The sequence below is a fragment of the uncultured Paraglaciecola sp. genome, from assembly GCF_937123705.1.
In the GTDB taxonomy this organism is placed as follows: domain Bacteria; phylum Pseudomonadota; class Gammaproteobacteria; order Enterobacterales; family Alteromonadaceae; genus Paraglaciecola.
On record NZ_CAKZKO010000002.1, the window covers coordinates 1 to 23,155 of the forward strand.

A 23,155-nucleotide genomic window follows, 5' to 3' on the forward strand; every position below is an offset into this window, starting at 1 on the left:
ATGTGGTTCATTGTGTCAGCCATGTTCAGCTTTCCGTGTTCTGTCTTTGTTCATTGGGCCGTAGACAAATGACAGCCGCCAGAAAGCTCAAAGCCAGAACCTGCAAGGCGTCGGGGTGCGATAATGAGTTCGTGCCATTCAACAGCCTTGAGCAGTGGTGCAGTCCTGATTGTGGCTATGCCTTGTCACAGGAGAAGCTGGCAAAGGCGGCGCGTAAAGAGCAGTTGAAAACTAAGCGGGAAAGGATTGCTGCGAAAAAGGCTTTCCAGGAAAAAGATAAGCCTTATCAGACAAAGCTGACACAAAAGGCGTTCAATGCGTTTATCAGGGAGCGTGACCACGGGCAGCCCTGCATTAGCTGTGGGATTACCTACGGCAAGATGGAGGCGGGGCATTACAAGACGACGGGCCATGCGCCTGAGTTGAGATTCGAGGCGCTCAACTGTCATTTGCAGTGCTCTCAGTGCAATAACAGCAAGTCTGGAAACATAGCGGCTTATCGTATTGGCCTGATAAGGAAAATAGGATTTGAGGGTGTGGAGTGGCTAGAGGGTCCACACGATGCGAAGAAGCACACCTGCGAACAATTGATAGATATGCGCAAGGCTTTGACGGCAACAACTCGGGGGATGGCGAAAAGTCGGGAGGCTGCTGCATGAAAACCCGCTAGCGCTTTCGCCCTTGTTGGGGCGACGCTTCGCTAAATCACTATAAATACAGGGGTTTCGTGTTAAAATCGGGGGTAGTTTAATCAGGCTTGCGGCGCTGCGGAAACAGCGCCTTACATGCAAGCCGCCCACAAGCTGAGAGCGCAGCAAATGAGCAGAACGAACATTAGAACACGTTTTGAAGAATGTCACGAAGAGAATAGTTACAACAACCTAACTAGATATAGAACAGCCTTTGTAACTTGTTGTTTTGAATGGTGCTTTAGACGAAAAAAGTGGCCGTATGTGCACAATTTTGTGGCCAGAAATGCACATTTCATTTAATGGCTGGCCGGAAGTTTGTTCAGTACGACTGGCGGATCATTAGTCGTATGGGAATGAGTGGTACTGAGCGGTCTGTGCTTGACGTTCTATCGGGCCACATGATAACAGGAGGATCGTCGGTTATAGGTCAGCAAGAGATAGCTGATTATCTGAAGATACGCAGAGATGTTGTTGCAAAGGCAATCGTAAAGCTAAAGGCGAGAAACATTGTTGAGAAGACAAAGTACAAAGGCAAAATAAGCTACATGGTTGCGCCAGAAGCTCAATGGGCATATCTCGGAGCAATCAGAGACAACATTGTAGATGCGAGATCAAAGAAACGCGCCAGAGATAAAAAGCGCGTAATGAAAGACAAGACGGACAAGCTGAGGAAACAGGTTAATGATGAAGCTGAGCAAGAAAGCCTCCCAGTTGCTAGCGGCTCTTGAGCGCATGGCCGAGCCTGAGCCTTTTGATTGGTATGACGACGATGGTTGTCCGTGTGTTGTTTATGAAGAGGCCGACGGGTACACGTTTGCAACGCTTGGGTGCTTGGCCGATGAAATCGGGGTGAGTAAATCCACGGTAAGCAAGTACATGAGAGAGCTTATTGATAACGGATATGCCGAGAGATCGCGCCGAGATGGTCAGGGCTATATGCTTTGGCGCGTCATTCCGAAGCCAGCAAATGTAATCAACTTGTGTGAAGAACGGGCGAAGCGCCGGATCAGGAGCGCAGCATGAACAAACAAGAGTCCCGCAAACCCACAACCACAATCCTGGTATCAGACGAAGACTACGCAACCTTGAAACTACTGGCTGACAAAGCGGCTGACGAGAGATTGCGGCGGGTTTTGCGGTATGTGCTGAACTCGGAGAAAAGCTAATGGCTGGACTGGCAAGAATCTGCAAGATGTATGGTGCTATGGATATTAACGGCAATCGCTTTGTCTGGGATTACGTCGCTAACAAGGCTATTCCCGAATCCGATATGCCGATGGGTTCTGAAAGGTGGAAGGAATCCGAAAAAGTGAAATGGTCAGATGTTCGGGATAGGCTGAAACAGAATGGGGTGATTGTGTGATGTACTTTCGCAAGCATTGGTATCAATACACAGTGGTAGGCATCGCTATGGTCGGCCTGTTTTTCATGGCGTCCGGCTATCTCGACTGCAAAGATCAGGGCGGCAAGTACGTTCGTGGATTTTTCTGGATGGAGTGCTTGGAGAAAAGCAATGATTGAACTACTAACACGCCTGAACACCAAGCAATCCGCATTTCCTGACAATCAGGCTGAATACGGGAATACCAGCCAGCTATGCCCCGCCTGCGCTCATCGCTCCCGAAAAGCAATTGCCGAGGATGGCGGTTGCTCCAGATGCGGCGGTACTCGTAGATTGGGCGATACGGGGAATCAGAACCAGACGCGGGGCAAGGGCGAGCAACAGGGGATGACTCCTCAATACATTGCCGCTCTTCTGGCGGGGCTTCCGGCTCATAAAGTGGATGCGGCGCTGGTCTACGTGAATGACGACACTCAGGCGGCTGGGAGACTCATGGAGTACATGGTCAACAACGTGATCAGGGTGGCCGCTCACGGCTGGAGGCTGAACGATAAAACCCGAAACGTAAGAATTGCGGGGCTTGCCGCAACATCGACTATTGATCTAGCGAGATATCCCAGCAAGTTGGAGACACGATTTGCCTGCCCGATAGTAGGGGTGAGCGCGACTCAGTGGAAAAGTCTCTGGAAAGAACGCAGCGAGGTGTTTTTCATGCGCATGTACGGCTGGACAGATGACGTGAATCAGCACATGTATCTGAAACACAATGGCCCATATGAGAAAAGCGCTTGACCTAACCCGTCGCGTGTGATGTATACTTATCGCACAGAACCGACGGCGGGTATAAATCTCGCCACAAAATACGCTGCCCTTGGGTGGCGTATTTTCGTTCTAAACTCCTGAAAATGTTAGAATTAAGACTCGGAACGGTGCTTTGAACACCATCCCGAGTTACAACACATCTAACAACTGATTCGGAGTTGAAAAATGCACCACGATCCTACCTTTGACAGCCTTTCTGATCAAGAAGAATTGGAAAGGCTCGTGACCAAGCCGTCAAGAGTTACCGAGCTGGACATGGCGGAAGCTACGCCTTTGGCGAGGCGCGTTTACCGTGATCACCTTGAGCTGGAAGTTGCCCGCATTAAGGGATTATTGAAGTTGCTGGATGAATCGTCTTGTGGCTGGGTTTACTTAATCACAGATGGCGACTATGTGAAGATTGGTTGGTCAACAACAATCAGCGAGCGCATCGACAATCTACAAGTGGCTAACGCCAAGCCGCTGCATTTGATCTTGTGCATAGGGGCGTCAAGCAGAAAAACAGAATCTCTGGTTCAAGAGGCGTTTTCTCATAAGCACAAGTACGGGGAGTGGTACGAGCTTGAGCCGTCCGATATCGCAATTCTCCGCGAAGAGATGGATAGCGATATAGTTGAATGCGGCTTTGAAGTTCCGCGCAATAGGCTTGCTGACTTGGTATCTCAGGGAGAGGAGCCTAGGTCAATGAATAGCGTTCAAAAAAGAGCTTTATACGCAGAAAGAAGCGCGAGAAAAACTCACGTGAAGTGGTAAAGAATTCCTCCTCCTGATGTTCTTAGCGCCGTGATTATTCCGGCGCATTATTTTTCAGTGAGGAACAATCAACGCGCCGACGCTGGCGAACACTCAACTAGGGCCGACAACCGGTCAATCTGAAACCTGAGCCAGCGGCGCGACCTACAACCGGAGCAGCCCATAAAGGGCGCTGTACGCGGGACGATTCGCAAGCGGCTTGAAAAGGACATCCGTGTCCACGCACATTTAGTAAAAGCAGACAGCCGGAACCGTCTAAGTACCGACTGCCTACCATCGCCACGCCATGAGAGGACGTGACCCATGAAGTGTAGTTCAACGTCTGAAGATTGGCACGGTACTTTCGCCATACTTTCGGACTTCGGAAAAGTTGTAATGGAGAAAGGCATTGACGGATTAGAAGACACGGTATCAGCCATGCTATTGATCGCATTTGCCATGCATGACCTAACTGGCGCGATGATCGCGATTGTAGCTTATTTGATGGTTACTTCACTGTGTCGGGCGTATCAGACGTACTGGCAGGGTCATGACGGAAGATAAGCCGCTCAAGCCGCCTGAAAAAACAGCATTTGAGGTAGCTAGTCCCTGGATTGGCGCTGCGGCATTTGTCGTGTGCATGTATTACCTACTGGAGCGTAATCAGGAAATCCCCTGGTACGTATTTGCTATTTGCGGCGCCCTAATGGGATTGGCGAAAGCAGCCGCTCATTTTAAGGGTATGAAGCCGTGAAGCGGTGGATTCAAAAGACGTTCAGAATATCGAGTCAAGTTCTCTCAGGGCTTCGAGTGCTGGTGTTATCAGCATCGGCAGGCGTTATCGTCATGTTCACCCTTCAGTACACAATTGACAGCAGCAGAGATACATCCCACTGGGTTGAGTATTTCGACGTTCAGCCTGCGCGGGAATATTTCGAAATAGGGGAAGCCCCGAAATTCATTAGCCACGCAATCTGGCATTACGCCGTGTTTGCGTCATGGCCGGATGTTATGTGGTGCTTGATGTTGGATGGACCTGAAAATGGGGAAGTTGTACGGTATAGCTTGACCTTTGAGACCTACGGAGAGCCGAGAAAGGCGGGAATGTCGGGATTTTATGACGACGAAGGTAATGTGCTGGAAGGCAGTTCGCATGGATTCTGGACATGGAGCGGCGCTTTACCCCGATATAAGTCAAATTGCTGGCTGGAGCCGAAACCCGTAATCAACCCGTCGCCGCTGGTTTATCGTGAAATTGACGTGCCGGATACAAGGCCGTTTTTCTTCCGATGACTGAACGGGAGAGGCACATGCGCTGGTTTGCCTTGTTGGCTTATAACCTGTTTGTACTGACGGTGGCTAGTGCTGTGTTGAGTGCGTGGCCGTGACTGAACAAGAGAATTTTGACCTGTACGTCAAATGGGTTCTGTTTGCTGAAGGCGTGTATGCCGATGATGAGAACGACAAAGGCGGTACAACGCACTATGGCATATCAGCCCGATTCCTGAAAACAATCAGCTGGACAGGTGGGGCGCCGACGAAAGAACAGGCAATTTCACTGTACCGGCAATACTTTTGGCTCGGCTGGCAGTGTGATCGTATGCACCCTATGGTCGCGTGGTGCGCCTGTGACGCCTTTATTCAGCATCCCAGTAAAAGCGCTGCGATGATGGTTCAGGAGGGCTTGGGCGTCACTGTAGATGGCAAGATTGGGCCGATTACGCTCGAAGCTGCGCAGAGTCCGAATCTGCTGCTTTTCTGGCGACGGTACAGGCTGGCAAGGGTCCGGTTTTACAACGATATCCTGGCAAACGATCCGACGCAGGCAGACTTTATCGACGGCTGGCATGATCGTATGCACAAGCTCACGGAAGGGATGTATTTTGCTGGATTGATTCAGCGTGACGAATCCGGCAAAGGATTGAAGGCCGCTGTTACGTCTTCGACTGCAAAGGCGACGACCGCAGGCATCACAATCGGCGGGATTGTCATGTGGTTGCAGTCGAACGGGATCAATCTGGAAAGCATTATTGACGCGCTGCCGGAAGGTGGTTTTGTTGGGCTGGCTGTTGCATGGCTGGCGAAGCATAATTTTAAACGGTAAAAATCCCATGAAATCCATATACCTACCCTTGGCACTGGTTGCCACGGTGCTGACAGGATGCGCGTCTATAAATCCGCAGACCATCACGAACGCGATAACCGGGCACGCTACATTTCCCAGTCTGAGCATGGCCGTCAGTGAGTGCGTGTCTGATTATCCAGACGTAAGATCACAGGTAACTGAGCCGTTCAATCGACTGGTTGACAAGTGGAGCGCTGCTGATGACCTGGAGGCCGACGCTACATTGTTAATTGCGCTGGCAGGGGCTAAGTCGGAAGTATCAGAAGCCAAGCGGGACTGGATAACGATCAAGACGATTATTGTCAGCGCTGGTATTGACTGTGGGCCTGCTGTGAAGTCTCAGGTGGCGAATATTGAAACTACGTTCACCGAGATTGAGTCGGCGATTCTGTCCAATGAGAGGGCTGTATATGCGCTTGAATGGGGCAACTTATTAGCTTCGGTCGTGCTGGGTCGGCGGGGTGAGGTTGTGAGGATGGGGCAGTAGTGATATTTGCCGAGCCACTAAAAGACGAGAACGCTGTCTGGTGGCACAAAGCAACATTGACCCGATGGGTGGACGCTGATACCGCTGTAGTCCTATTGGATCTTGGATGGAATCTTCAGCGAGCAAAGCAGTACGTGAGATTGGCTCATATCAACGCGCCTGAACGTTTTACAGAGGCAGGCAAGAGCGCTACGACGTTTGTTAATGAGCTTTGTCCTGCTGAGTCAGAAGTGTATCTATACAGTTATCGTGACGGCACTGGGAGGTATAAGCGCATCGTTGCCGATGTTGTGTACAAAGGCATCAATGTGAATCGTGCGCTGGCAGATGCGGGACATGCGGTGCTGGCGTGAAAGCCTACGGTATAGACCAGGGGATGCAGCTTGAAACTATCCCGATTGAGACGGTGGGCAAGTCGTTCGCTGAAAAATATTGGACGTGGTTGATGGATCAGCGGCGGGTTAGGGTAATCAGGCCGTTCCATGTTCCACGCCCCAATGGTGGGACGTATATTTTGCCGAGTGCTTTTGACTTCGATGGTGGTTCTATTCCGCGCTGGTTACTGGTTCTGGCTGTTATCGCAAATCAGATATTCCCGCTGCACGGATGGGCTGGATATACGCTGATGGCAATGATTTTGATCGGACTGATGATTGAGCGTTTCGGCCTGATGCTGGCAGCGTTTGCAGTCCATGACTTCGCTGTCCGTTATGGGGTTCTGATTACAGGCGATGGGCGAGTGGAAGAAGTGCCGAATGTATCGGCGGCCAATAGCGTGATGAGGCGTGTTAATTTCGCAACAAACGACATGATATTGCTGGGCTGGGTTGCTCACATTGCAGTTGTGCTGGGCGCATGGCGGGCGTGGTCAGCGAATCGAAAAACAAAGCCCGCAGTGGACTGGCGAAGTCTTGATTACGGTATGCAATTACAACTAGATACACTGTAAATATAGTAAAAAAGCCAAGACATAGCGCTAGGCGGCTTTACGAAGAATTGGATAGCAACGCAGGTTTAGGAAAAGTTACAGAGACAACGATATGACAGTAACAGTAATATTCTGGTCTTGGATCATCGTGGCCGCAGTAGTTGCCTATTTTATCGGCTGGAAAATCCGTGGTCGCAGTTCATCGGCGCGGATTGACGCACTGGAGCGACAGGCCAAAAATGCACAGTCTGACGCTCGTGAGCATGAGTCCAAAGCAAAGAAGCTCGAAACCAAGCTAGCAGGGGCTGAGAACAGCTGCGAATCATTGCGTAATCAAATTATCGAGCGGGATGCGGCGTTTGACACGGCGCAGAAAACACACGAGAAAGACATCAAGGGATCGAAACAGCGTCAGACCGATCTGGCTTTATCACTCAGCGCTGCGAATGAAGAAAACGAAAAGCTGGTTGCTTGCAAGAAGGAGCTTGTTCGGCAGCGTAACGAGGCGCAGGCTGATCTGGTGATGGCGAATAACACGATCAAGGACCGAACTGCGCAGAACGCACGCGAGCACAAAGCATGGTCGCAATGGACGAGCCTGAAACCATTCATTAAGGCTGTGATGAAGCGAGACAAAACATTCAAGGCCAAGTTTGACAAAATTGTTGCTAGTTATAACGCTGAAGTAAAGCAGCATAATGACAAGAACACGCCGCCTGTTAAGCGATGGCGAAATCGAACAACCGACGTATTCCCAATAACGCCGCTGAAATGAACGCAACACAATCCAACACAGGCCCGCACAACGCGGGTTTTTTTATGGGTGAATTTTAGTGGCTGTTTTACCTGCGTTTGGTAGTCGGCTATCGGTATTTGCTCCGAAGTGGGCGAATCTCAGTGTAGCTGAGCGTGCGGCTGCGACTCGCGTTACTGGGGCTGATGACGAGCTGTATAAACTTGCAGCCAATGTCGCCAACACCCTGCCCAACGTTGCCGACATTAATGCGCTGAATGCTCTTGCATCACCTGATCACGGTGATTCACGCATTGTTGATAGCCCTTCGCCAGCAGCATATCACTACGACACACGTACGAAACTGCCAGACGGTTCTGATAATCCAGACGTTGATTCATGGGTGAGCTATGGCAGCGCGACCATTGGTGTTGCTCCAGGTAATCCTGAGCTAGATCCGATAGCAGGAAGCACGTCGTGGGAATTAGTAATACCCGCTAGGCCATCGCGCACATTCATATTTGATCGTGCAGCCCCTGCTGATGGTGTGGTGCCGACCGAAGTGCTTGAACTAACCAGCACTGATGAAAAGCCTATTCATTCAGCGTATGTGCGCTACACCGATTATGTCGCCAGCTACAAACCAGTCAGTGGCGTATGGGGACAAGAAGCTCGTACAGAGCTGACCAATATATCCGGCGGATCTGATTCGTGGGCGGGCTTGCAAGCCTGGGACAAAGACGGTGTATTTGAAGTCCAAGGTGAAACAGGCGGCGCTGAATTTCGCAATGGGTTTTGGTGGAAGTTTGGTGGCGTTACGAAAAAGATGTTTGAGGTGCCTGTCCAGCTCAAAAGATTTTACGTGAGTTACGCCGACGCAAACGCTGAATCAATACCAGATAAAACCACCATTTTAATGGCTGGTTATTACGAATCTGGTGATGCGGGTGAGGGCTGGTTTATGACCTACCACGCCACTGGTCGAGCGGGAGTCGCAATAGATGACGGGCATCTGGTTGCAGGTGATGGTGTTGACGATTACTACTCGGCCGATGAGTTGTCATTTAACGTCTGTCGATATGGAGCAGTTGGTGACAATGTTGCCGACGACACAGCGCCAGTACAAGCAGCAGCGGCCAGAGGTGGGATATTCGTACCGCACGGCAAGATCATCAGGCTAACGTCTGTCATCACGCCAACCCGCACAACATTTACCATTAGTGGCACAGGCCGTCGCACTATTCGTGATTTCTTTACAGCTGGTAACGGACTTGACGATTTTGATGACCACGGAATTATTCATGTAGATCATGCTGGTGACGGATTCTACTTAACAACGCTTAATGAGCTGTCAGGGTTTTACTGTCATGACGTGACGATTGTTAAAAACAACACGTTTATCGGCAATGCGTTCACTTTTATGAACGAAAATCTAAGCTATTTTAATAGAGATTACACGTTCAACCGAGTAAGTGTTGCAGGTTTCAGGCACTGTTGGTATGCGGATATGTCAACAGATGTAGGCACTACAGACCAGCACGGAGTGTTCAAAGCGTTTGATTGTAATATTCGCTCAAATGCATGGATTCACAACTATGGTAATGGTGCTCGATGGAATGGGTTTACTTTCATTCATTGTGACGCCGGTAACAATGGGTACAGCACGGGCAATGGTGGTATTCGAGTCTATGCTCAAGTTGCAGACATCAGCAATAACGTCTTAGAAGGGCAACGCGATGCTGTTTACGTATTCGGAGCGACGCGCCATGCGCGTGTGGAGGGTAATTATTTCGAGGCAAATGTAGGCCAAGCTTGCGTTCAGTTTGAAACGTGTAGAGGATCTGTTATATGTAATAACGCATACTTTGTTGTCGGCGGTGTGGATGATACAGTTGTTATGCGTAGCTGCCAGCGCATTCAAACTAGCCAGCCGTACACCAGTATTGGCAACACGGGATGCAATCCCACTGATGCGTTTCCTTGTCTTGGACCAGTTGATGATGATTTCAAATACACGTCAGCTATGAGCTGGTTTGGTCATGTATTGCCTCAATACGCTAAAAAACCCGCAGGTGTCGGCGCTAGTTATAGAATTGATGGTACCGATCGTGAGATTAGCCCTTTTGACAATGCAAAACTAACAAGAGCAGTTACACACACAACGTCAGGTGCAGGTATCGCGCCTTACAGTAGGGCTGGGCTTGCTGGAGCGGCTGGACAATGGTTATGTGCAACATGGGCCTTTAAAAAGGACGACTCTGACGTAAGCCATGCAGTTCTCAGGGCTAACAATGCGGGTATATCGGAAAGTTCTATATTGAGTTACCGATTACCTGAAAGCGAGTGGATCATCGGGTTCATGGCAGGACCGTTAACACAGACATTGACAACTGCTGAGCTTAACTTTTGGCCTCAAGGCATTAATCCAGCAGCGGGGATGACTTGCAGGATAATCCCACCGACGTTTTATATTGTTGACACCGTTAACGATGTTGAGCCGTGGATGAATTTGGACCAAACGTTTTACTATGGTGGCAATGTTCAACGTGGCGTCGCATTAGAAGCACAACTCATATCTGTAGGCGCTAACCCTGCACTGTTTTCGGTATTCGATGAAATAACCGTGTATGGAATTAATGATGGCGGCGATACAACGCTGCCGCAATATGCCAAATTCATACGCTCAATAGTGAACGGCGCGGCTGTTTGGCGGGAGATAGGATAATGCCATCACCCTACCTATCACTACCCGTTGCTCAAGCATCCCCTGATCTTAATGCCGAGATTGCGGCAAAAGAAGCGGCTCTTAGCGATCCGAATGTCAACTGGCCCATGCTCTCCACCGGCGGCATATCCATTGTCGGACTTAATGTTGACGGCACGCTGATTGTTATCGGTGGCTCGTCAACCAGCACATCAGGGACGACGGGCAGCACAGAATTAACACCGGATGCCGAAGCGCGGTTGCAGGCGGCTGAATCAGTTGTGATGCAACTACAAACGCAGGTTAGTTCGGTGGCGGAAAACGCCGCTATCAAGAACGGTGAATTTGATAAATGGCAGAACAAGCCAACACCCATGAGTTTAAAAAAATGAACACAATCACAAGCACGAACAACAGGCCGCTACATGCGGCCTTTTTTGTGGGCGACGAATAATGGCTGATACGGTTCCGATTACGTTAACTAAGCAAACATGGACAGAGATAAATTCTGCCAACAATGAACCATTTACGATATCAAACGCCAGTTCGTACATTATATGGATGAGAGCTAAAGCCACAGAGCCAACAGGCATAGGCTCTGGGCATCCTATATATCCTGGCAGGACAGGCGGAAGGATAACAACTGGAAAGCACTGGATTTACTCGGATATAGGCGGAAGCCTAGCGTTCACGCCTGATGATCGAGCGTGAATAAAAACGCCTGGTCTCGGGCAATGCTTGGTTCCTCCAATGTGGGGGTTCCATGTGGTGGCGTATCGTCGTTGACGGGCGGCGATTCGAGCTCCAGCGACTGGTCACGCCCATCAGACTGGCTAACCATGCCCGAGCTGGTTAACGGTGACCAAGGCTTCATTTCGGTCAATTCCGTCTACGAACATGGGTCCAACTTTTTAGCTTTTACGATTTTCGGTGGCAACTATAGAGTTGATATTGGCGACGGCAATGGGCCGGTAGACGTGAATGCGGGAACTCAGTTTGAGGCGAACTTAAATTTTGATGATTACAATTCATCGACCCTTAGTACGAGGGGTTACCGTCAGGCGCTCATTGTTGTCACGCCCCAGACTGGGCAGACATTAACCTCGGCAAGCATGAGCAAGGTTCATAGCGCGGCATTGGTAAATCATACGACCCAGTATCTAGATATCGTATTTGCCGGTAACGGATTCACATCCATTTCATTCAATGGAAGCTCGCCGTCGATGTCACTTGAGAGAATCCGTTTTGTTGGAGATTGCTCTCTCAATACGGCTCTGTTCATGTGTTACAACTGCCGCGCTCTTTGCAGGTTGGAAATATCGGACAGCTCATCAATAACTACTTACCAGTCTGCACTACAGGGGTGTTCATCTATGGCAGGACACCCAGACCTTAGCATGGCCTCAGCTATCAATATCAGCAGTTTATATTACCAGAGTAACGGACTGGCGAGGCTGGCTTTCAATGATCTTGTCAATGTCACTAGCGCGACATCGGTGATAAGAAGTTGCGAAAAAGTTGAGAGCCTTGCGCTGAATGGTTCGGATTCGATAGAAAGCCTCCAAACTGCGTGCTATGGGGCTAAGAACTTGCAGGAATTCATTATGTCTTCCGCAGTTGGTGTCACGAACACCACTAACGCGTTCGGTCTATGTCCTGCGCTGGGTAAAGTTTTACTCCCTGGCATTACTGTTAGCGTCTCTGTGGCTAGTTGCAAGATGAGCGCTCAGGCGCTGGACGATTTGTTTGATTCACTTGGTACTGTGGGGGTTTCTGGCGTCCCCGTTGCAACAATTACCATCACCGGTAATTGGGGGGTGGCGGGCTGCACTATTTCAAAGGCGACGAATAAAGGCTGGCAGGTGGCTACATCATGATGTACGCAAAGATCGAGAACGGCAGTCTTGTTACTGCCAGAGTGATCCATGATGCGAATGGTACCCATGACGCAAATGCTGAGACACCAACAACTCCCAACGGCTGGCAATTGGTTGAGGACGAAGTTACAGCAGATGAAATAGACGCTACTGGATTCCCAACGCTGACACGTCGTCAATTACGGTTGGCACTGCTTGGGTTAGGTGTTACAGCGGCCACTGTAGAGGCTGTGATTGCGCAAATACCAGCCGACGCTGATCGCGAAGCGGCAATGATCTATTGGCAAGACACACTGAAATACCATCGTGCTCATACGCTAGTTGAGCAAATTGCAGGCGCGTTATCGATTACCGAAACACAGCTTGATACAGCTTGGAATCAGGCGGCTAATCTTGATGGGTAGGTGTGTGGCAATAAAGCAAAGCTTGCCAAACATGCCGCTTAACTGCGGTTTTTTTACGCATGGAGTTAGGTGATGGTTGCTCAGGCGATAGGCGAGCCGCAGCCACTGAAAGCTCAGACAGATAGATGGGCTACTGTGCAACAACGCCTTGACGGTAAGTGGGTATTCCCCAAGGTGCCAGACGCGATGATTGCGAGCATTGAGCAGAGCAAGCTAATAGCGTTCTTGACACAGTACGGTGATGGTGTGGACAACATCATTGCTTACACGCTGGAAGAGTATGACGCATCGTGGTTTGAAGAAGAGGTGGCCACTTAACAGTGAATATCAGGCCGATCAACACAACCAATCATCCGCTCTTCAGCGGCTTTTTAATGCGCGTAGGAATCTAAGCGATGGCCTTAATACCTCTTTTTGAGCGATTTTCGTTCGGGTCTGGCGATCAAGCAGCACTCGATGCTCGAAGTGCACCAGGCATTCAGGTTGTTGATGATGGCGCTGAGCTTGAGTTTTGGGGTATAGCTAATGACGGTACTCAGCAGAAGATTGGTGGAAATAGCACCCCTGAATTTTATAAAAACGCACAATCGCTAAGAGACGCTGGCCCCCCTCAAAAAAATATAGTGGCTCAAGTCATATCGGTAGACGGTGGCCGTTTTAAGCACATTGAAGACGTTACGGTTTTAACCGCTAATGAAGAATTGATTTACGTTGATACGGGTACTCAGTATTGTGGCATGTTTATTAGTGATGGAACAACCAATGGCGGTTGGATGCGTGATTTTAATGGCGGCACCCAGTTTGCGTCACCTACGTTTTGGTGCGGAAGTCTGCCACATGATCGGGCTGTAGCCACGGGAGCAGTGCAAGCTGCTTTTGATTGCGCCGTGAAGAACGTAATATTTACTGAAGATTACACCGTTAATACGGTCACTCTTACCGGCATCAAGAGAATAGTAGATTTCAATGGTTATCAGCTTAAAGGCGGAGATAACACAGGCTTAGATGCTGTGTTTGAATTCACAGGGTTATATTGTGTAATAAAACAGATCGATGTTAGCTGTGAGTATCGAGATTACAAATGCGCTATGCGATGGCACTCTCTTTCGTCAGCAGCTGGTTCGTCAAACAACACCATTTACGGAATGTTTTTCCGCTCGTGCATTATTGGACTCGTTTTCGGCAATTTTCAAGGTGAATTGTCTATTGATGCACCGCAGTCAGAAAACGTAATTTACGACTTCAAAACACGTGCATGCAAAATTGCTTTTGTTGGTAATCAGCTCAATGGCTTTGTGACAATGGTTGCGCCGGTTTTGGATTGTTACTTTCACGAGTGGTCGGCATTGGCGGCATTTGACGCCGCTGCTCAAGAGGAATGGAATCTTAACTGTATGGTTTTTGACAATCCAGAGTGTCGCTTAAATATTGTTGGCGGGGAGTTGTTAAAAACGGCGTCTCAAACAGGGGTCGGAATGCGCGGCAGAGGTTTCTGTATAAGTGGGGGGACAACGTTTGAGGTAGGTTGTGTTCAAGTGGAATTCACTGGTGAAGCTACCATTGCTAATCAACTTGGAGGGTTCCAAGGAGGCCCTGCTGGCTCGCCCATGTTCAAGATTTCGGCAGGGGCATCGGCAGGAGCAATCAAGATCCATGATGCTGACTTTAGAAGAACTGCCGGAGCGGTTCTTGGTATTGGCGGTACTCACACCGCTATTGAATTCGGTGATAATACGAGCGATGTGTTTTTCAGCATCGACGGGTGTGAGTTTGGCGAATGGCTTCCGAGACAGTTTCGGCTGGATGATCGGATCAAGATAACCAATACATCTTTTACAGATAGTACACAAACAAAATATAGATACATAAACTCCGACACGCTTAACGAACTTCCACAATACGGGGTTGATCATAGATGTCAAACCTTAACAGGGTGGTTTGAGAACTTTGGGTACGGTAATGCAGGTAATTACACCATAGGTGCTGACGGGCCTGCTGGTTATCCAGCTTTGAGCATTCAAATGGCGACTACTGGTAGATCGGATACATCGTTCGTTGATCTCACTAGTGCTGCAAGCATTATGGCAACAGCGATACGAGTAACTCCGACAGAGATATGGGAGTTTCAAGGTCATATTAAAAGCACGCACGCCGCTGCAAACAGAAGCCGCGTAGAGATTAATTATTTCGATGATTCGGGTGTCTCAGTGTCTGATGTAGTGATTGCTGTTCCTACAGCGGTTAGTACGTGGGAGAAATTTATAGCAAGTGAAGAAATACCTGCTGGAGTGTTTTTTATTGGTGTTCGTTTCAGAGCGGAAATAGCAACGTTCAATTACGCTGATATTAGCGTTAATAAGATCAGCGTAGTTACACCCGTAACATAAATCTAAATAATAACCGGACAAAGTTATGATTATTACCGCAGCAGAACCCAAAGTAATACCCGGCACTCCTGCTATTCCTGCTGTTCCTGCTGTTGACGACATTGTATACAGCACGTATGTCGTAGATAGCGCAAGCATATTCATAGGTGAGAAAAATTCATCGATTACCTATTTCATATCTTGGTGTGACGACGCGGGTGAAAAAATTGAGGGCATTGGCCAAGAAATGTATGAGAGAACGGTGTCAACTTCAGCTATTACATCCTCGGTCGATCAATTGATAACAATCTTGAAAACAAGCGCCTGATAGAAAAACACGAGAATTCAAGGAATATAGTAGATGCCAACACCATACACAGACAGAGCATCAGCCAGATCATCTGCGACGCTGGCTGCTGAGATAGCGGCAGGTACTGCGTATTTGAACGGTATTCGTATTATTGACACAACAGATTCTGGCGCCTTGAGACTTGAATCGCCGTCGAGTTCTTCATCTACTGCTGATTTAACTGCACTCATCGAGACAGTCGATGCGCTGGCTTCAAAAGAGGCAAGCATTGAAAGTCGCTTAAACACAGTTGAACTGCGATCAACCAACACCCTGCAGAGCTTGATAGCGGCGGAGGCTAACATTGCTCACGAGCAGACGTTTTCAGCTGCCTTCGCTACCGATGTAAACAACGTCAAGGATGAGCGTTATCAAGAAATAAGACCGGGCAATAAAGCGACACACGGTTTCGCAAAAACACCGTTTGCTGAATACCCTTGCACGTTCGTTGGCGCGGCTGCTCAGATAGGAATATTGCCTACTGATGTTGCCTCCAAGCCCGTTGGACTGGCAAGAATATGGGCGTTCCCTTGGCAGTATGGTATCGGTGATGTGCCACACGATACCGGAGCTGCGATGGCCCATCATTATATTCCTGGCTACACGGTCAAGTACATGACTGATACACGGCGTCGGTTTCTTATCAATGTTGGCGCAACCGATGCCCAGATGGCAGCGAATCCCACGGAAGACATTTCTGGTCACACGGAGCTGTTGTAGTGAAATCAATAAAAGTCAAAGGGCAGATGATCTCCGGCCTTCAATGGGCTGTTAATTGTCTTCAATCATGGATCGAAGAGGGTAAAAACCCAAGCATCACACAGGGCATGGCAGATGCGATAGAGCGCATCGAAATGATGATTGTTCAAATGCCTGAAGTGTCATTCCCTGATGCTGTCAATGATCAATCAATTGAAGACACTTGTCATCCAACAACAGCGGCTGCCTTTGACAAAGTGTCAAGAGGCGTTGAAGGCGCTGATAAATCTTATGCAAAAGCCGCTGCGTTACTAAAAGCGATAGCAACCAATGAAAACGTAAATCTAGGGCTGGGAACAGTTGCGGAAAAAGAACCCATGAGCACAAATATATTAGATATAGCTGAGGCGGCTACTGATGGTATGTCTACAGTTACTCCACCTGTCACGCCACCTACAGCCTATGTAGCCTCATTCACTGAGCTTGGGCAGGAAGGAACTAACTTTTGCGTTAGATTGGCAGTAACGGGGTTTACTGCTCCCCAGACAGGCGTTGCAGTTGGTACATTCACTAATAACTCACTGGATGATGTCAATGATTATATAGATGCATTTGGCGAGACATTTGAAGGTACGGATCATTTTGTTATCGCCAAAATACCAATGATCGGCGAAGAGAGAACAGTGAGATGGCGTATTGTCGGGTCAACACCTGAAGGCACCTATGATGGGAATCACGGCGTACCCGGTGGTCACTATGTAATAGGGCCACCCATTACTGTTCCGGCCAGAGTAATAACACCCAGCCCGAGCGTTAACTTTAACTCATTCGTGGGCAATTTGTTCCCATTCAGAGCGCTAACCAATGGTGCAAGTAGACCTCAGTGGGAATCAGGTGAGCGATCCGGGTCAGCGCCCTGGACGACCGATGGCGATGTTACCGCAGCCAAATTCTATGCGTTAGGTGGAACTTATGTAGAAACCATTCAGCCATACATCGTGACGAAAGACAGTATCGTTCATGAGTTTTCTGTCGGTTACGATCAGGGCGATGGTGGATTGCTGAGATGTTCTGTGCAGGGCGATAGCAACGGGTTCCCTGATGGCGTTGAGATCGGAACCACTAAAACCTTTATAGCCGCTCCTCGCAAATTCGGCGGAAGTCAATCTGCAGCTGCTGCCAGATACCCCGGCGCTGTTTGGAGTGAATTTGGAGAAACGGGCACTAAATTCAATGCCTTTAGAAAATTTAGTTTTGTTGACAGCAATGGCAATCCTACTCGCGTCTACATTCCCGAGATATTCCACATAGTATTTCACAATGCAACGCCTGATGCCGATAACCATCATGTGAGTATTAACTACTGCTCAACGGGTGATGGCTATCCTGGTGGTTATAGGAAAAACAACGGATTCGACAGGTTGCCAGGATTTCCTCAAACACATTGGAACGCAGCAAGACGTAAAAATGGTGTGTGGAATTCTCTCTCAGGCTTATTATTTCAAGGTGCAGTCGGTGGTGATGTAAGCCATGTTCAGGCTCGTTACGAGGTGAGTAACACGCCGGGTATAACTGATCGTATCGCTTATTTTTCGGGCGATCAGATGATTCGAGAGCGCATAGTTTTACCTGAAGCTAAAACGTTCAGAGGTATAGAGCTGTTCCTTGGGCGTATTCCGGGTGGAACAGCTCCTGTTCGGGTTCGCATTCATCAAGGTGGCAGCACGTTGCTTGATGAATATATCAGCGATTTCCCAGAGTTAACCACTGTGGCCGGAGCTTACGAGCCTGGGGTAGATGTTACTAGATACTCCGAATGGAGAACCGCATCAGGCAGCTTCAGTACAGTTCCAAATACGCCAATTTATATCGAACTCAGTACCAGTTCAGGCACTCGTTACGACGTATCGCAGAGCGCCGATGGCTCTAAGGCAGGATATTTCAACGGATACCCCAATCCGATTGGTAGCGCACTAGAGAATGGCTACTCAGAGACTTCAAGCAATGGTGGCGGAACCTGGGTTCGAAACATAAACAACGGCAGTCCCAATGGGCCACTAGATATAGTTTTTTGGATGCAGGAATAGAAAATGCCTATATTCAACAGCGGCGGTGAAGTAACTATAACGAATCCCGAGTTAGCAGCAAAAGACATGTCAGTTGCAGGTTCATTGACTGTGCCCGTACCAACAGGCGTCGCTGTTGTTCAAGATGCCGCAACCTTAAGTGTTTCGTGGTCAGGCACAACAACTCGGTACGCTGTCTATAGAGACAATGTCTTCGTGTCAGAGGAGGCAGTAACCACGTATGTTGACTCTGCTGTGGTTGACGATACTGAGTACAGCTATCACATAATTGCTATTGATGATTCAGCGGGGTTTGATCAGTTCTCTGCACCGACTGCTGATGTGGCGTTCACGTATATGGAGGCCCAGTCTTTTAGCACTCCTACGTTGGTCGGTTTCAAGTTTCCTTTGACTGGATCAGACAATGTTCTTGTATTTGCCGATTCTAACCCGCCGCCAATACGCAATTACGACTCAAGGGTTGCCGGAGTGGACAGAGATCCCAGTGCACAGAACTCTTTAGAGCAACCTGTGACGGGCATACCTGTTGATGGACAACAGCACACTGTTGAAGGATTCTATTGGGATAACAATTATTTCGGTGAAAACAATGAAGGGCTGTTTACCACAAACACAATTACGTTTAATGCCTCCTCAAATACTCCAACAATAGTCACAGATATAAATATAGACACTGTGACCAGTGTGGGGTTTACTGTGCGTGCAGTATTTAGCGAACCGTGTAGCTTAAAGACCTATGCCGACAGCAACAACCCACCAACCACTTTGGTAAGGGATGAGCCTATTTTCTATGATGATCATAACGGAAATGTATCAGGGTTAACGCCTGATACTGACTATAACGTTATGGTTGTCGCCACGTTTGCAAATGGGTATGAACTGAGTTCTTCTGTAATCAGCCAGAGAACAGCGCAATCTTCACCAGTGGGAGGGTTTACCAATCTGGTCATACCTGAAAACGTTGGGTTCGGTTCTTTCGGCAGTAATCAGTGGGATAGCTCAGTAGCGCCGCTGTCAAAAGTTTATTCAAGTAACGAGCAGTATGTCAGCACGCAAGAAGTATTGGGCGAGCAAGCATTTCGTATGCAGCTTGAACCTGCATCAAACGGCTCTGCTCGAAATCACATGCAAGCTTACATGCCAAGTTCTCGCGTAGGGTACGAGACAGAGTTCGATGTATTGTTCGAAACGGGATTTGATTTTGGGCGAGATCAAAAAGCAGCCAAATGTGGTTTTGGCATGGGGATGCAAAGTCTTTCCCAGTTAACAGATCCAAAGAGAACGCCTGGAGGTAGTGACAATGCTACAGATGGGTTCTCTTTTCGCTTGATGTACAACGGTACGCCTAGCACATCAGCACGATTTGCAGGCTATTACTACGGCGCTGATAAGGTCGCCACCTATGGCAGCTCGGGTGAATATCTATTCGCGCCATCATCAGACCCTATCCAGACAAATCGACGATACCGAGTTCGTATGCAGGTATTGGTCAATGATGGATTTGGCTCCAGCGACGGAACGTTAAGAATTTGGATTGATGATGTTCTGCTGGCCGAGAGCACGGGTAGAAAAATACTGGGTGCAGGGGATCGTGATGCACCTTGGGTTCTTCAGCATGAGACGTTCTGGGGTGGTGGAAGCATCGCTTATGCGGGTAATACAACGTCCTACATCGTGTACTTCCAGCCACGCCACAAGAGACTTGGATAATGAAATTGATGGTCCTAATAACTCTTCTGATCATAGCCGCCGAGATCCGATTTCGGCGTTCGAGACAGGTGTAGAGCACGCGAGCACCAGCCAGTGATGCCACAGAGACCGGGTACATGCAAACCAGCGAGGGAGATTGGGTGGAATCAGCGTTCAAGTACGTGGACGATCTAACGCCTAATAGCTCAAAGCCTGCTATGTGGTTCAGCCGAATATCGTTTGGCGTTTGGCAGTGGAATGACACTATTTTGCCGCCACGAGGCATTCAGCAAGTCATGGCAACGGTCGCCCACAATTGCGGTGATCCTGAGCTTCGCACAACCAAGGTCGGACCTTTTTCGATTCGATAAATCTTTAGAGTTAATTGACATGACAAACACACAGGCTCAGACCAATAGGATTGAGGGTAAGTAGATGGCGCAATTTTCGAGAGAAATAAGCTCTAAGTATTGGACGCAGGTAACAACGGATGTTATAGCCACGTTTCTGGCCCAGAACAAAAGCACTACCAGGGAGCTGCAGGTCGTATACAACGCAGTCCCCATGCCCGCTGGTGAGCCCACACAGGCCGATCGTGACAGAGCCTATATAGTGAGGCCAATGGAGCCGTTTAGCCGCACCCAGTACAACACAGGCAACGCCTATGCGACATTGGCTGAGTCCAGTACCAACAATGACGTGACGGTTAAAATTGCCGTGGGTGAGCCATGAGCGTAAATGCGTTTTTCGATTCGCCTTTTACCCAGTCAAGAGAGGGTCACGGCGCGTTCCTGAACCGGGCTAGCGGTGGCGGGGCAGCTGGACCTGATGCAGTGGCTAGAGCGTCTGCTGCAAAGGCTAACGCCAATATCGACGCGATCACCCCGCAACCCTTAGAGATTATCCCCGATGGCGGCGTTGTCGTTACACCGCAAGGGTTGTATGAGAACAAGACGGGCGGCCCTCGAACGCTTGATGCGACAGACCCTCAGACAGGCACGTCTGTCACATCACAAGGACTGACACCATTTACTTCAGGATCAACGGATACGGGCACTAATTACACTGTTCCAATAACAGCTTTTGTTGACCCTGAGAAACCCACAACGATAGAGGCGCGGACGTGGTACGAGGCGATTGCCGCTGCGAGTCGCACAACAGATGATGTGATCCTGTATCAGAGCGCTGGAGGTGTTCTGGCGACATACATGGTCGGTGATGGTGATGGTGGCTCAGAGGCGTTTTCACAGGCTTTCTACAGTGAGCCGCAAGCACCTAGCTTGGCGATAAAGCACATATCTGCTGTCGAAACACTGTCTGTCGGAACGAAATACTACATTACTACCAGCGGAGCCCTGGCGATTGCCGGGCAGACCACAGACGTAGATGGTCAGCCATTAGATTATGTAGATTTCCCTGTTGCTGACGGTGTTGCTGTTGATGACGAGTTGAAAATCGTTGTCAAGGGGTCGCCATTTAAAGGCGTTCACTTGCCAGGCACGTTTCAAGGCTCGGATACACCCATTATCAATGCCAAGGATGAGCTTGTAACGTTGACATGGACAGCCACCGGTTACGTCTGGTCAAAGGGGTAGGCAGGTTAGAAACCTTTATCAGTCAACACGATGGCGAAAACTACGCCTTGTTGTCTTATCGGAAGAACCACAGTGCAGGTTGTGCGATGAGCAGGGCAAGCTTAGGGCAGCCACCGTTGTTGATCATATACAGGCCCACAAGGGTGATCCGGTATTGACATGGGCCAGATGGAATCTTAGAGGCCTCTGCAAGCAGTGTCACGACAGAAAGACAGCCAGAACGGATAACAATAAAGCGTTCGGGCGGTGGAAGCGCATACCTGAGTTCGTTAAGAGACCGCCTTTCCCGGTAACAGTTGTGTGTGGCGCTCCAGCATCAGGCAAGCGTACATACACGCAGGCCCAGAGTGCATCGGATGCGATTGTTATTGACCCTGAGCAGATAGCGGCAACGTTGTCAGGCCAGCCTATGCACACAGCTGATATGACCAATTGGTTGGCGCCTACGATGTTGGAGCGTAATCAGCAGCTGGCTAAGCTCTACACGTCAAGGGCATCAGAGGCATGGCTATTGGTTAGGTCATCCAGGCTCAAGGACAGGCGGGCATGGGCTCGCATACTGGGTGCCAAGGTAGTGGTTATGGAGACTGCCGAGGACACATGCATCGATCGAATACGTCACTCACAGCGTATAGACAAGCCAGCTGACAAAGTGGCTGTGTCAAAGTGGTGGCACGATTACGTGAGTGATATGTCAGATACGGTGATCAGGCATGCTTAGGTGGGTTGTAGTGAGCGCTGGCAGCATAGGCCACAGCAGCACACACAGCCATCAGTAGTACAGCGTCACCTACAACGCCTGGTATGACGAGTATGACCATCCACAGCAGTGCATAGATGATCAGTTGAGCTATCACAGATATGGCAATGGCAAGTGATTTCATTGTTGTTCGTCCTTGTTGGTAGTGAGTGAGTCAGCCAGCATCAGCTCGGTAACGGTCTTGGTTGAGCTTGCACGATTAGTACGAACCCAGTCATTGAGTCGCTGTCTTGCTACACCTAAGCGATCAGCGTACTGGGATACAGATACACATCCATTGCGATCGATAAGGGTCTTGAGTATGTCGGCTCTGTTCATGGCTGCAATCATAACTCAGTGTCCGCGTAATGCGTACAGATATCACAGGGATTAATACCAATGCAATACGAAGTTGAGTTCGATTACGGCACACACACTGAGCATGAGTACATAGATGCAGAGCGATTGGCAGATTTACATGCGATGTTTTCTGATAAAAATATTGATGGAATTTGGTGTGTTAGAGGCGGTTATGGTGTTTCTCGAATTTTGGATATGCTGAATTATAAAGTGATTCGAGAAAATCCTAAAGTCTTGGTTGGTTATTCGGATATAACGGCGTTGCATCAGGCAATTTTCAGGAAAACGGGTTTGGTTTGTTTTCATGGGCCAGGAGGTGCGTCTGATTTTACGCCATACACCACCAAACACGTTCAAAATGTATTAATGAATCCAACTCCAAAATATACAATTGAACATTTGGAAGAACACGAAACCAAAGAATC

General features: G+C 49.0%; 31 protein-coding genes. 29 read left to right on the top strand and 2 right to left on the bottom strand.

All coding sequences use genetic code 11. From position 1 onward, the window contains the following. The 28 genes from Q0688_RS00025 to Q0688_RS00160 form a co-directional block, all read left to right on the top strand. On the top strand, positions 1 to 659 hold a 659-nt coding region (locus Q0688_RS00025), incomplete at its 5' end, for a recombination protein NinG (protein ID WP_299071268.1). Between the two features lie 407 nt (positions 660 to 1,066). Next, the gene (locus Q0688_RS00030) at positions 1,067 to 1,420 is read left to right on the top strand and encodes a hypothetical protein (RefSeq protein ID WP_299071271.1); all 354 of its coding nucleotides are present in this window, start codon (positions 1,067 to 1,069) and stop codon (positions 1,418 to 1,420) included. Beyond that, entirely contained in the window at positions 1,374 to 1,715 is a 342-nt protein-coding gene (locus Q0688_RS00035; RefSeq protein WP_299071273.1) for a winged helix-turn-helix domain-containing protein, read from the top strand. The genes Q0688_RS00030 and Q0688_RS00035 overlap by 47 nt, the downstream gene beginning before the upstream one ends. Positions 1,716 to 1,857: 142 nt before the next feature. Beyond that, positions 1,858 to 2,055 carry a hypothetical protein gene (locus Q0688_RS00040; RefSeq protein WP_299071275.1) on the top strand — a complete coding sequence of 66 codons (198 nt, stop codon included), beginning with the start codon at positions 1,858 to 1,860 and terminating at the stop codon, positions 2,053 to 2,055. A gap of 150 nt (positions 2,056 to 2,205) precedes the next feature. Then, positions 2,206 to 2,826, top strand: a complete 621-nt coding sequence (locus Q0688_RS00045) for a hypothetical protein (RefSeq protein ID WP_299071278.1) — start codon at positions 2,206 to 2,208, stop codon at positions 2,824 to 2,826. Between the two features lie 195 nt (positions 2,827 to 3,021). After that, positions 3,022 to 3,609, top strand: a complete 588-nt coding sequence (locus tag Q0688_RS00050) for a GIY-YIG nuclease family protein (RefSeq protein ID WP_299071281.1) — start codon at positions 3,022 to 3,024, stop codon at positions 3,607 to 3,609. A gap of 529 nt (positions 3,610 to 4,138) precedes the next feature. Next, positions 4,139 to 4,342, top strand: a complete 204-nt coding sequence (locus Q0688_RS00055) for a hypothetical protein (RefSeq protein WP_299071283.1) — start codon at positions 4,139 to 4,141, stop codon at positions 4,340 to 4,342. Further along, positions 4,339 to 4,881: a hypothetical protein gene (locus Q0688_RS00060; protein WP_299071286.1), complete on the top strand. Its 543-nt coding sequence runs from the start codon at positions 4,339 to 4,341 to the stop codon at positions 4,879 to 4,881. The genes Q0688_RS00055 and Q0688_RS00060 overlap by 4 nt, the downstream gene beginning before the upstream one ends. 91 nt (positions 4,882 to 4,972) lie before the next feature. Further along, positions 4,973 to 5,692: a glycosyl hydrolase 108 family protein gene (locus Q0688_RS00065; protein ID WP_299071290.1), complete on the top strand. Its 720-nt coding sequence runs from the start codon at positions 4,973 to 4,975 to the stop codon at positions 5,690 to 5,692. Between the two features lie 7 nt (positions 5,693 to 5,699). Next, positions 5,700 to 6,200, top strand: a complete 501-nt coding sequence (locus Q0688_RS00070) for a hypothetical protein (protein WP_299071295.1) — start codon at positions 5,700 to 5,702, stop codon at positions 6,198 to 6,200. A gap of 56 nt (positions 6,201 to 6,256) precedes the next feature. Further along, a complete protein-coding gene (locus Q0688_RS00075; RefSeq protein ID WP_299071302.1) occupies positions 6,257 to 6,553 on the top strand; it encodes a thermonuclease family protein in 297 nt (98 codons plus the stop codon). Further along, positions 6,550 to 7,149, top strand: a complete 600-nt coding sequence (locus tag Q0688_RS00080) for a hypothetical protein (RefSeq protein WP_299071310.1) — start codon at positions 6,550 to 6,552, stop codon at positions 7,147 to 7,149. The genes Q0688_RS00075 and Q0688_RS00080 overlap by 4 nt, the downstream gene beginning before the upstream one ends. A gap of 91 nt (positions 7,150 to 7,240) precedes the next feature. Further along, entirely contained in the window at positions 7,241 to 7,903 is a 663-nt protein-coding gene (locus Q0688_RS00085) for a hypothetical protein (protein ID WP_299071319.1), read from the top strand. Between the two features lie 58 nt (positions 7,904 to 7,961). Beyond that, the gene (locus Q0688_RS00090; RefSeq protein WP_299071324.1) at positions 7,962 to 10,586 is read left to right on the top strand and encodes a hypothetical protein; all 2,625 of its coding nucleotides are present in this window, start codon (positions 7,962 to 7,964) and stop codon (positions 10,584 to 10,586) included. After that, on the top strand, positions 10,568 to 10,957 hold the full coding sequence (locus Q0688_RS00095) for a hypothetical protein (RefSeq protein WP_299071327.1): 390 nt from the start codon (positions 10,568 to 10,570) through the stop codon (positions 10,955 to 10,957). Before Q0688_RS00090 ends, Q0688_RS00095 begins: the two co-directional genes overlap by 19 nt. Before the next feature lie 61 nt (positions 10,958 to 11,018). Further along, positions 11,019 to 11,276 (top strand): hypothetical protein, encoded by a 258-nt coding sequence (locus Q0688_RS00100; protein ID WP_299071330.1) that lies wholly within the window; start codon positions 11,019 to 11,021, stop codon positions 11,274 to 11,276. Next, entirely contained in the window at positions 11,273 to 12,442 is a 1,170-nt protein-coding gene (locus Q0688_RS00105; RefSeq protein ID WP_299071333.1) for a hypothetical protein, read from the top strand. Before Q0688_RS00100 ends, Q0688_RS00105 begins: the two co-directional genes overlap by 4 nt. Further along, positions 12,439 to 12,846 (top strand): hypothetical protein, encoded by a 408-nt coding sequence (locus Q0688_RS00110; RefSeq protein ID WP_299071336.1) that lies wholly within the window; start codon positions 12,439 to 12,441, stop codon positions 12,844 to 12,846. The genes Q0688_RS00105 and Q0688_RS00110 overlap by 4 nt, the downstream gene beginning before the upstream one ends. A gap of 72 nt (positions 12,847 to 12,918) precedes the next feature. Beyond that, positions 12,919 to 13,164 (top strand): hypothetical protein, encoded by a 246-nt coding sequence (locus Q0688_RS00115; protein ID WP_299071340.1) that lies wholly within the window; start codon positions 12,919 to 12,921, stop codon positions 13,162 to 13,164. Positions 13,165 to 13,241: 77 nt separating this feature from the next. Further along, on the top strand, positions 13,242 to 15,233 hold the full coding sequence (locus Q0688_RS00120; protein WP_299071343.1) for a hypothetical protein: 1,992 nt from the start codon (positions 13,242 to 13,244) through the stop codon (positions 15,231 to 15,233). 25 nt (positions 15,234 to 15,258) lie between these two features. Beyond that, positions 15,259 to 15,540, top strand: coding sequence for a hypothetical protein (locus Q0688_RS00125; protein ID WP_299071346.1), 282 nt, complete (start codon positions 15,259 to 15,261; stop codon positions 15,538 to 15,540). A gap of 33 nt (positions 15,541 to 15,573) precedes the next feature. Then, on the top strand, positions 15,574 to 16,281 hold the full coding sequence (locus Q0688_RS00130; protein WP_299071349.1) for a hypothetical protein: 708 nt from the start codon (positions 15,574 to 15,576) through the stop codon (positions 16,279 to 16,281). Further along, positions 16,281 to 18,347, top strand: a complete 2,067-nt coding sequence (locus Q0688_RS00135; RefSeq protein WP_299071351.1) for a hypothetical protein — start codon at positions 16,281 to 16,283, stop codon at positions 18,345 to 18,347. Before Q0688_RS00130 ends, Q0688_RS00135 begins: the two co-directional genes overlap by 1 nt. A gap of 3 nt (positions 18,348 to 18,350) precedes the next feature. Beyond that, a complete protein-coding gene (locus tag Q0688_RS00140) occupies positions 18,351 to 20,057 on the top strand; it encodes a polysaccharide lyase (RefSeq protein WP_299071354.1) in 1,707 nt (568 codons plus the stop codon). A 116-nt stretch (positions 20,058 to 20,173) separates the two neighbouring features. Continuing rightward, positions 20,174 to 20,407, top strand: coding sequence for a hypothetical protein (locus tag Q0688_RS00145; protein ID WP_299071356.1), 234 nt, complete (start codon positions 20,174 to 20,176; stop codon positions 20,405 to 20,407). A 64-nt stretch (positions 20,408 to 20,471) separates the two neighbouring features. Next, a complete protein-coding gene (locus tag Q0688_RS00150; protein ID WP_299071359.1) occupies positions 20,472 to 20,768 on the top strand; it encodes a hypothetical protein in 297 nt (98 codons plus the stop codon). Then, positions 20,765 to 21,631: a hypothetical protein gene (locus Q0688_RS00155; RefSeq protein ID WP_299071361.1), complete on the top strand. Its 867-nt coding sequence runs from the start codon at positions 20,765 to 20,767 to the stop codon at positions 21,629 to 21,631. The genes Q0688_RS00150 and Q0688_RS00155 overlap by 4 nt, the downstream gene beginning before the upstream one ends. A gap of 79 nt (positions 21,632 to 21,710) precedes the next feature. Then, on the top strand, positions 21,711 to 22,352 hold the full coding sequence (locus tag Q0688_RS00160; protein ID WP_299071363.1) for an HNH endonuclease: 642 nt from the start codon (positions 21,711 to 21,713) through the stop codon (positions 22,350 to 22,352). Here the strand turns inward: Q0688_RS00160 and Q0688_RS00165 are convergent. Further along, positions 22,339 to 22,515, bottom strand: a complete 177-nt coding sequence (locus Q0688_RS00165) for a hypothetical protein (protein WP_299071366.1) — start codon at positions 22,513 to 22,515, stop codon at positions 22,339 to 22,341. The two genes, Q0688_RS00160 and Q0688_RS00165, sit on opposite strands and share 14 nt — an antisense overlap. Then, positions 22,512 to 22,721 carry a hypothetical protein gene (locus Q0688_RS00170; protein WP_299071379.1) on the bottom strand — a complete coding sequence of 70 codons (210 nt, stop codon included), beginning with the start codon at positions 22,719 to 22,721 and terminating at the stop codon, positions 22,512 to 22,514. Before Q0688_RS00170 ends, Q0688_RS00165 begins: the two co-directional genes overlap by 4 nt. Before the next feature lie 48 nt (positions 22,722 to 22,769). On the opposite strand from Q0688_RS00170, the gene Q0688_RS00175 reads away from it, so the two are divergent. Then, positions 22,770 to 23,155: LD-carboxypeptidase (locus tag Q0688_RS00175; protein ID WP_299071391.1), on the top strand; the 386-nt coding region annotated here is incomplete at its 3' end.

Bases quoted from the DNA above. Each gene is read 5' to 3' on its own strand.
- Q0688_RS00115 (WP_299071340.1), top strand. From the start codon at position 12,919: ATGGTTGCTCAGGCGATAGGCGAGCCGCAGCCACTGAAAGCTCAGACA.
- Q0688_RS00125 (WP_299071346.1), top strand. From the start codon at position 15,259: ATGATTATTACCGCAGCAGAACCCAAAGTAATACCCGGCACTCCTGCT.
- Q0688_RS00145 (WP_299071356.1), top strand. From the start codon at position 20,174: ATGCAAACCAGCGAGGGAGATTGGGTGGAATCAGCGTTCAAGTACGTG.
- Q0688_RS00040 (WP_299071275.1), top strand. From the start codon at position 1,858: ATGGCTGGACTGGCAAGAATCTGCAAGATGTATGGTGCTATGGATATT.
- Q0688_RS00150 (WP_299071359.1), top strand. From the start codon at position 20,472: ATGGCGCAATTTTCGAGAGAAATAAGCTCTAAGTATTGGACGCAGGTA.
- Q0688_RS00170 (WP_299071379.1), bottom strand. From the start codon at position 22,721: ATGATTGCAGCCATGAACAGAGCCGACATACTCAAGACCCTTATCGAT.
- Q0688_RS00140 (WP_299071354.1), top strand. From the start codon at position 18,351: ATGCCTATATTCAACAGCGGCGGTGAAGTAACTATAACGAATCCCGAG.
- Q0688_RS00085 (WP_299071319.1), top strand. From the start codon at position 7,241: ATGACAGTAACAGTAATATTCTGGTCTTGGATCATCGTGGCCGCAGTA.
- Q0688_RS00100 (WP_299071330.1), top strand. From the start codon at position 11,019: ATGGCTGATACGGTTCCGATTACGTTAACTAAGCAAACATGGACAGAG.
- Q0688_RS00055 (WP_299071283.1), top strand. From the start codon at position 4,139: ATGACGGAAGATAAGCCGCTCAAGCCGCCTGAAAAAACAGCATTTGAG.
- Q0688_RS00110 (WP_299071336.1), top strand. From the start codon at position 12,439: ATGATGTACGCAAAGATCGAGAACGGCAGTCTTGTTACTGCCAGAGTG.
- Q0688_RS00035 (WP_299071273.1), top strand. From the start codon at position 1,374: ATGATGAAGCTGAGCAAGAAAGCCTCCCAGTTGCTAGCGGCTCTTGAG.
- Q0688_RS00120 (WP_299071343.1), top strand. From the start codon at position 13,242: ATGGCCTTAATACCTCTTTTTGAGCGATTTTCGTTCGGGTCTGGCGAT.
- Q0688_RS00165 (WP_299071366.1), bottom strand. From the start codon at position 22,515: ATGAAATCACTTGCCATTGCCATATCTGTGATAGCTCAACTGATCATC.
- Q0688_RS00130 (WP_299071349.1), top strand. From the start codon at position 15,574: ATGCCAACACCATACACAGACAGAGCATCAGCCAGATCATCTGCGACG.
- Q0688_RS00070 (WP_299071295.1), top strand. From the start codon at position 5,700: ATGAAATCCATATACCTACCCTTGGCACTGGTTGCCACGGTGCTGACA.
- Q0688_RS00050 (WP_299071281.1), top strand. From the start codon at position 3,022: ATGCACCACGATCCTACCTTTGACAGCCTTTCTGATCAAGAAGAATTG.
- Q0688_RS00045 (WP_299071278.1), top strand. From the start codon at position 2,206: ATGATTGAACTACTAACACGCCTGAACACCAAGCAATCCGCATTTCCT.
- Q0688_RS00155 (WP_299071361.1), top strand. From the start codon at position 20,765: ATGAGCGTAAATGCGTTTTTCGATTCGCCTTTTACCCAGTCAAGAGAG.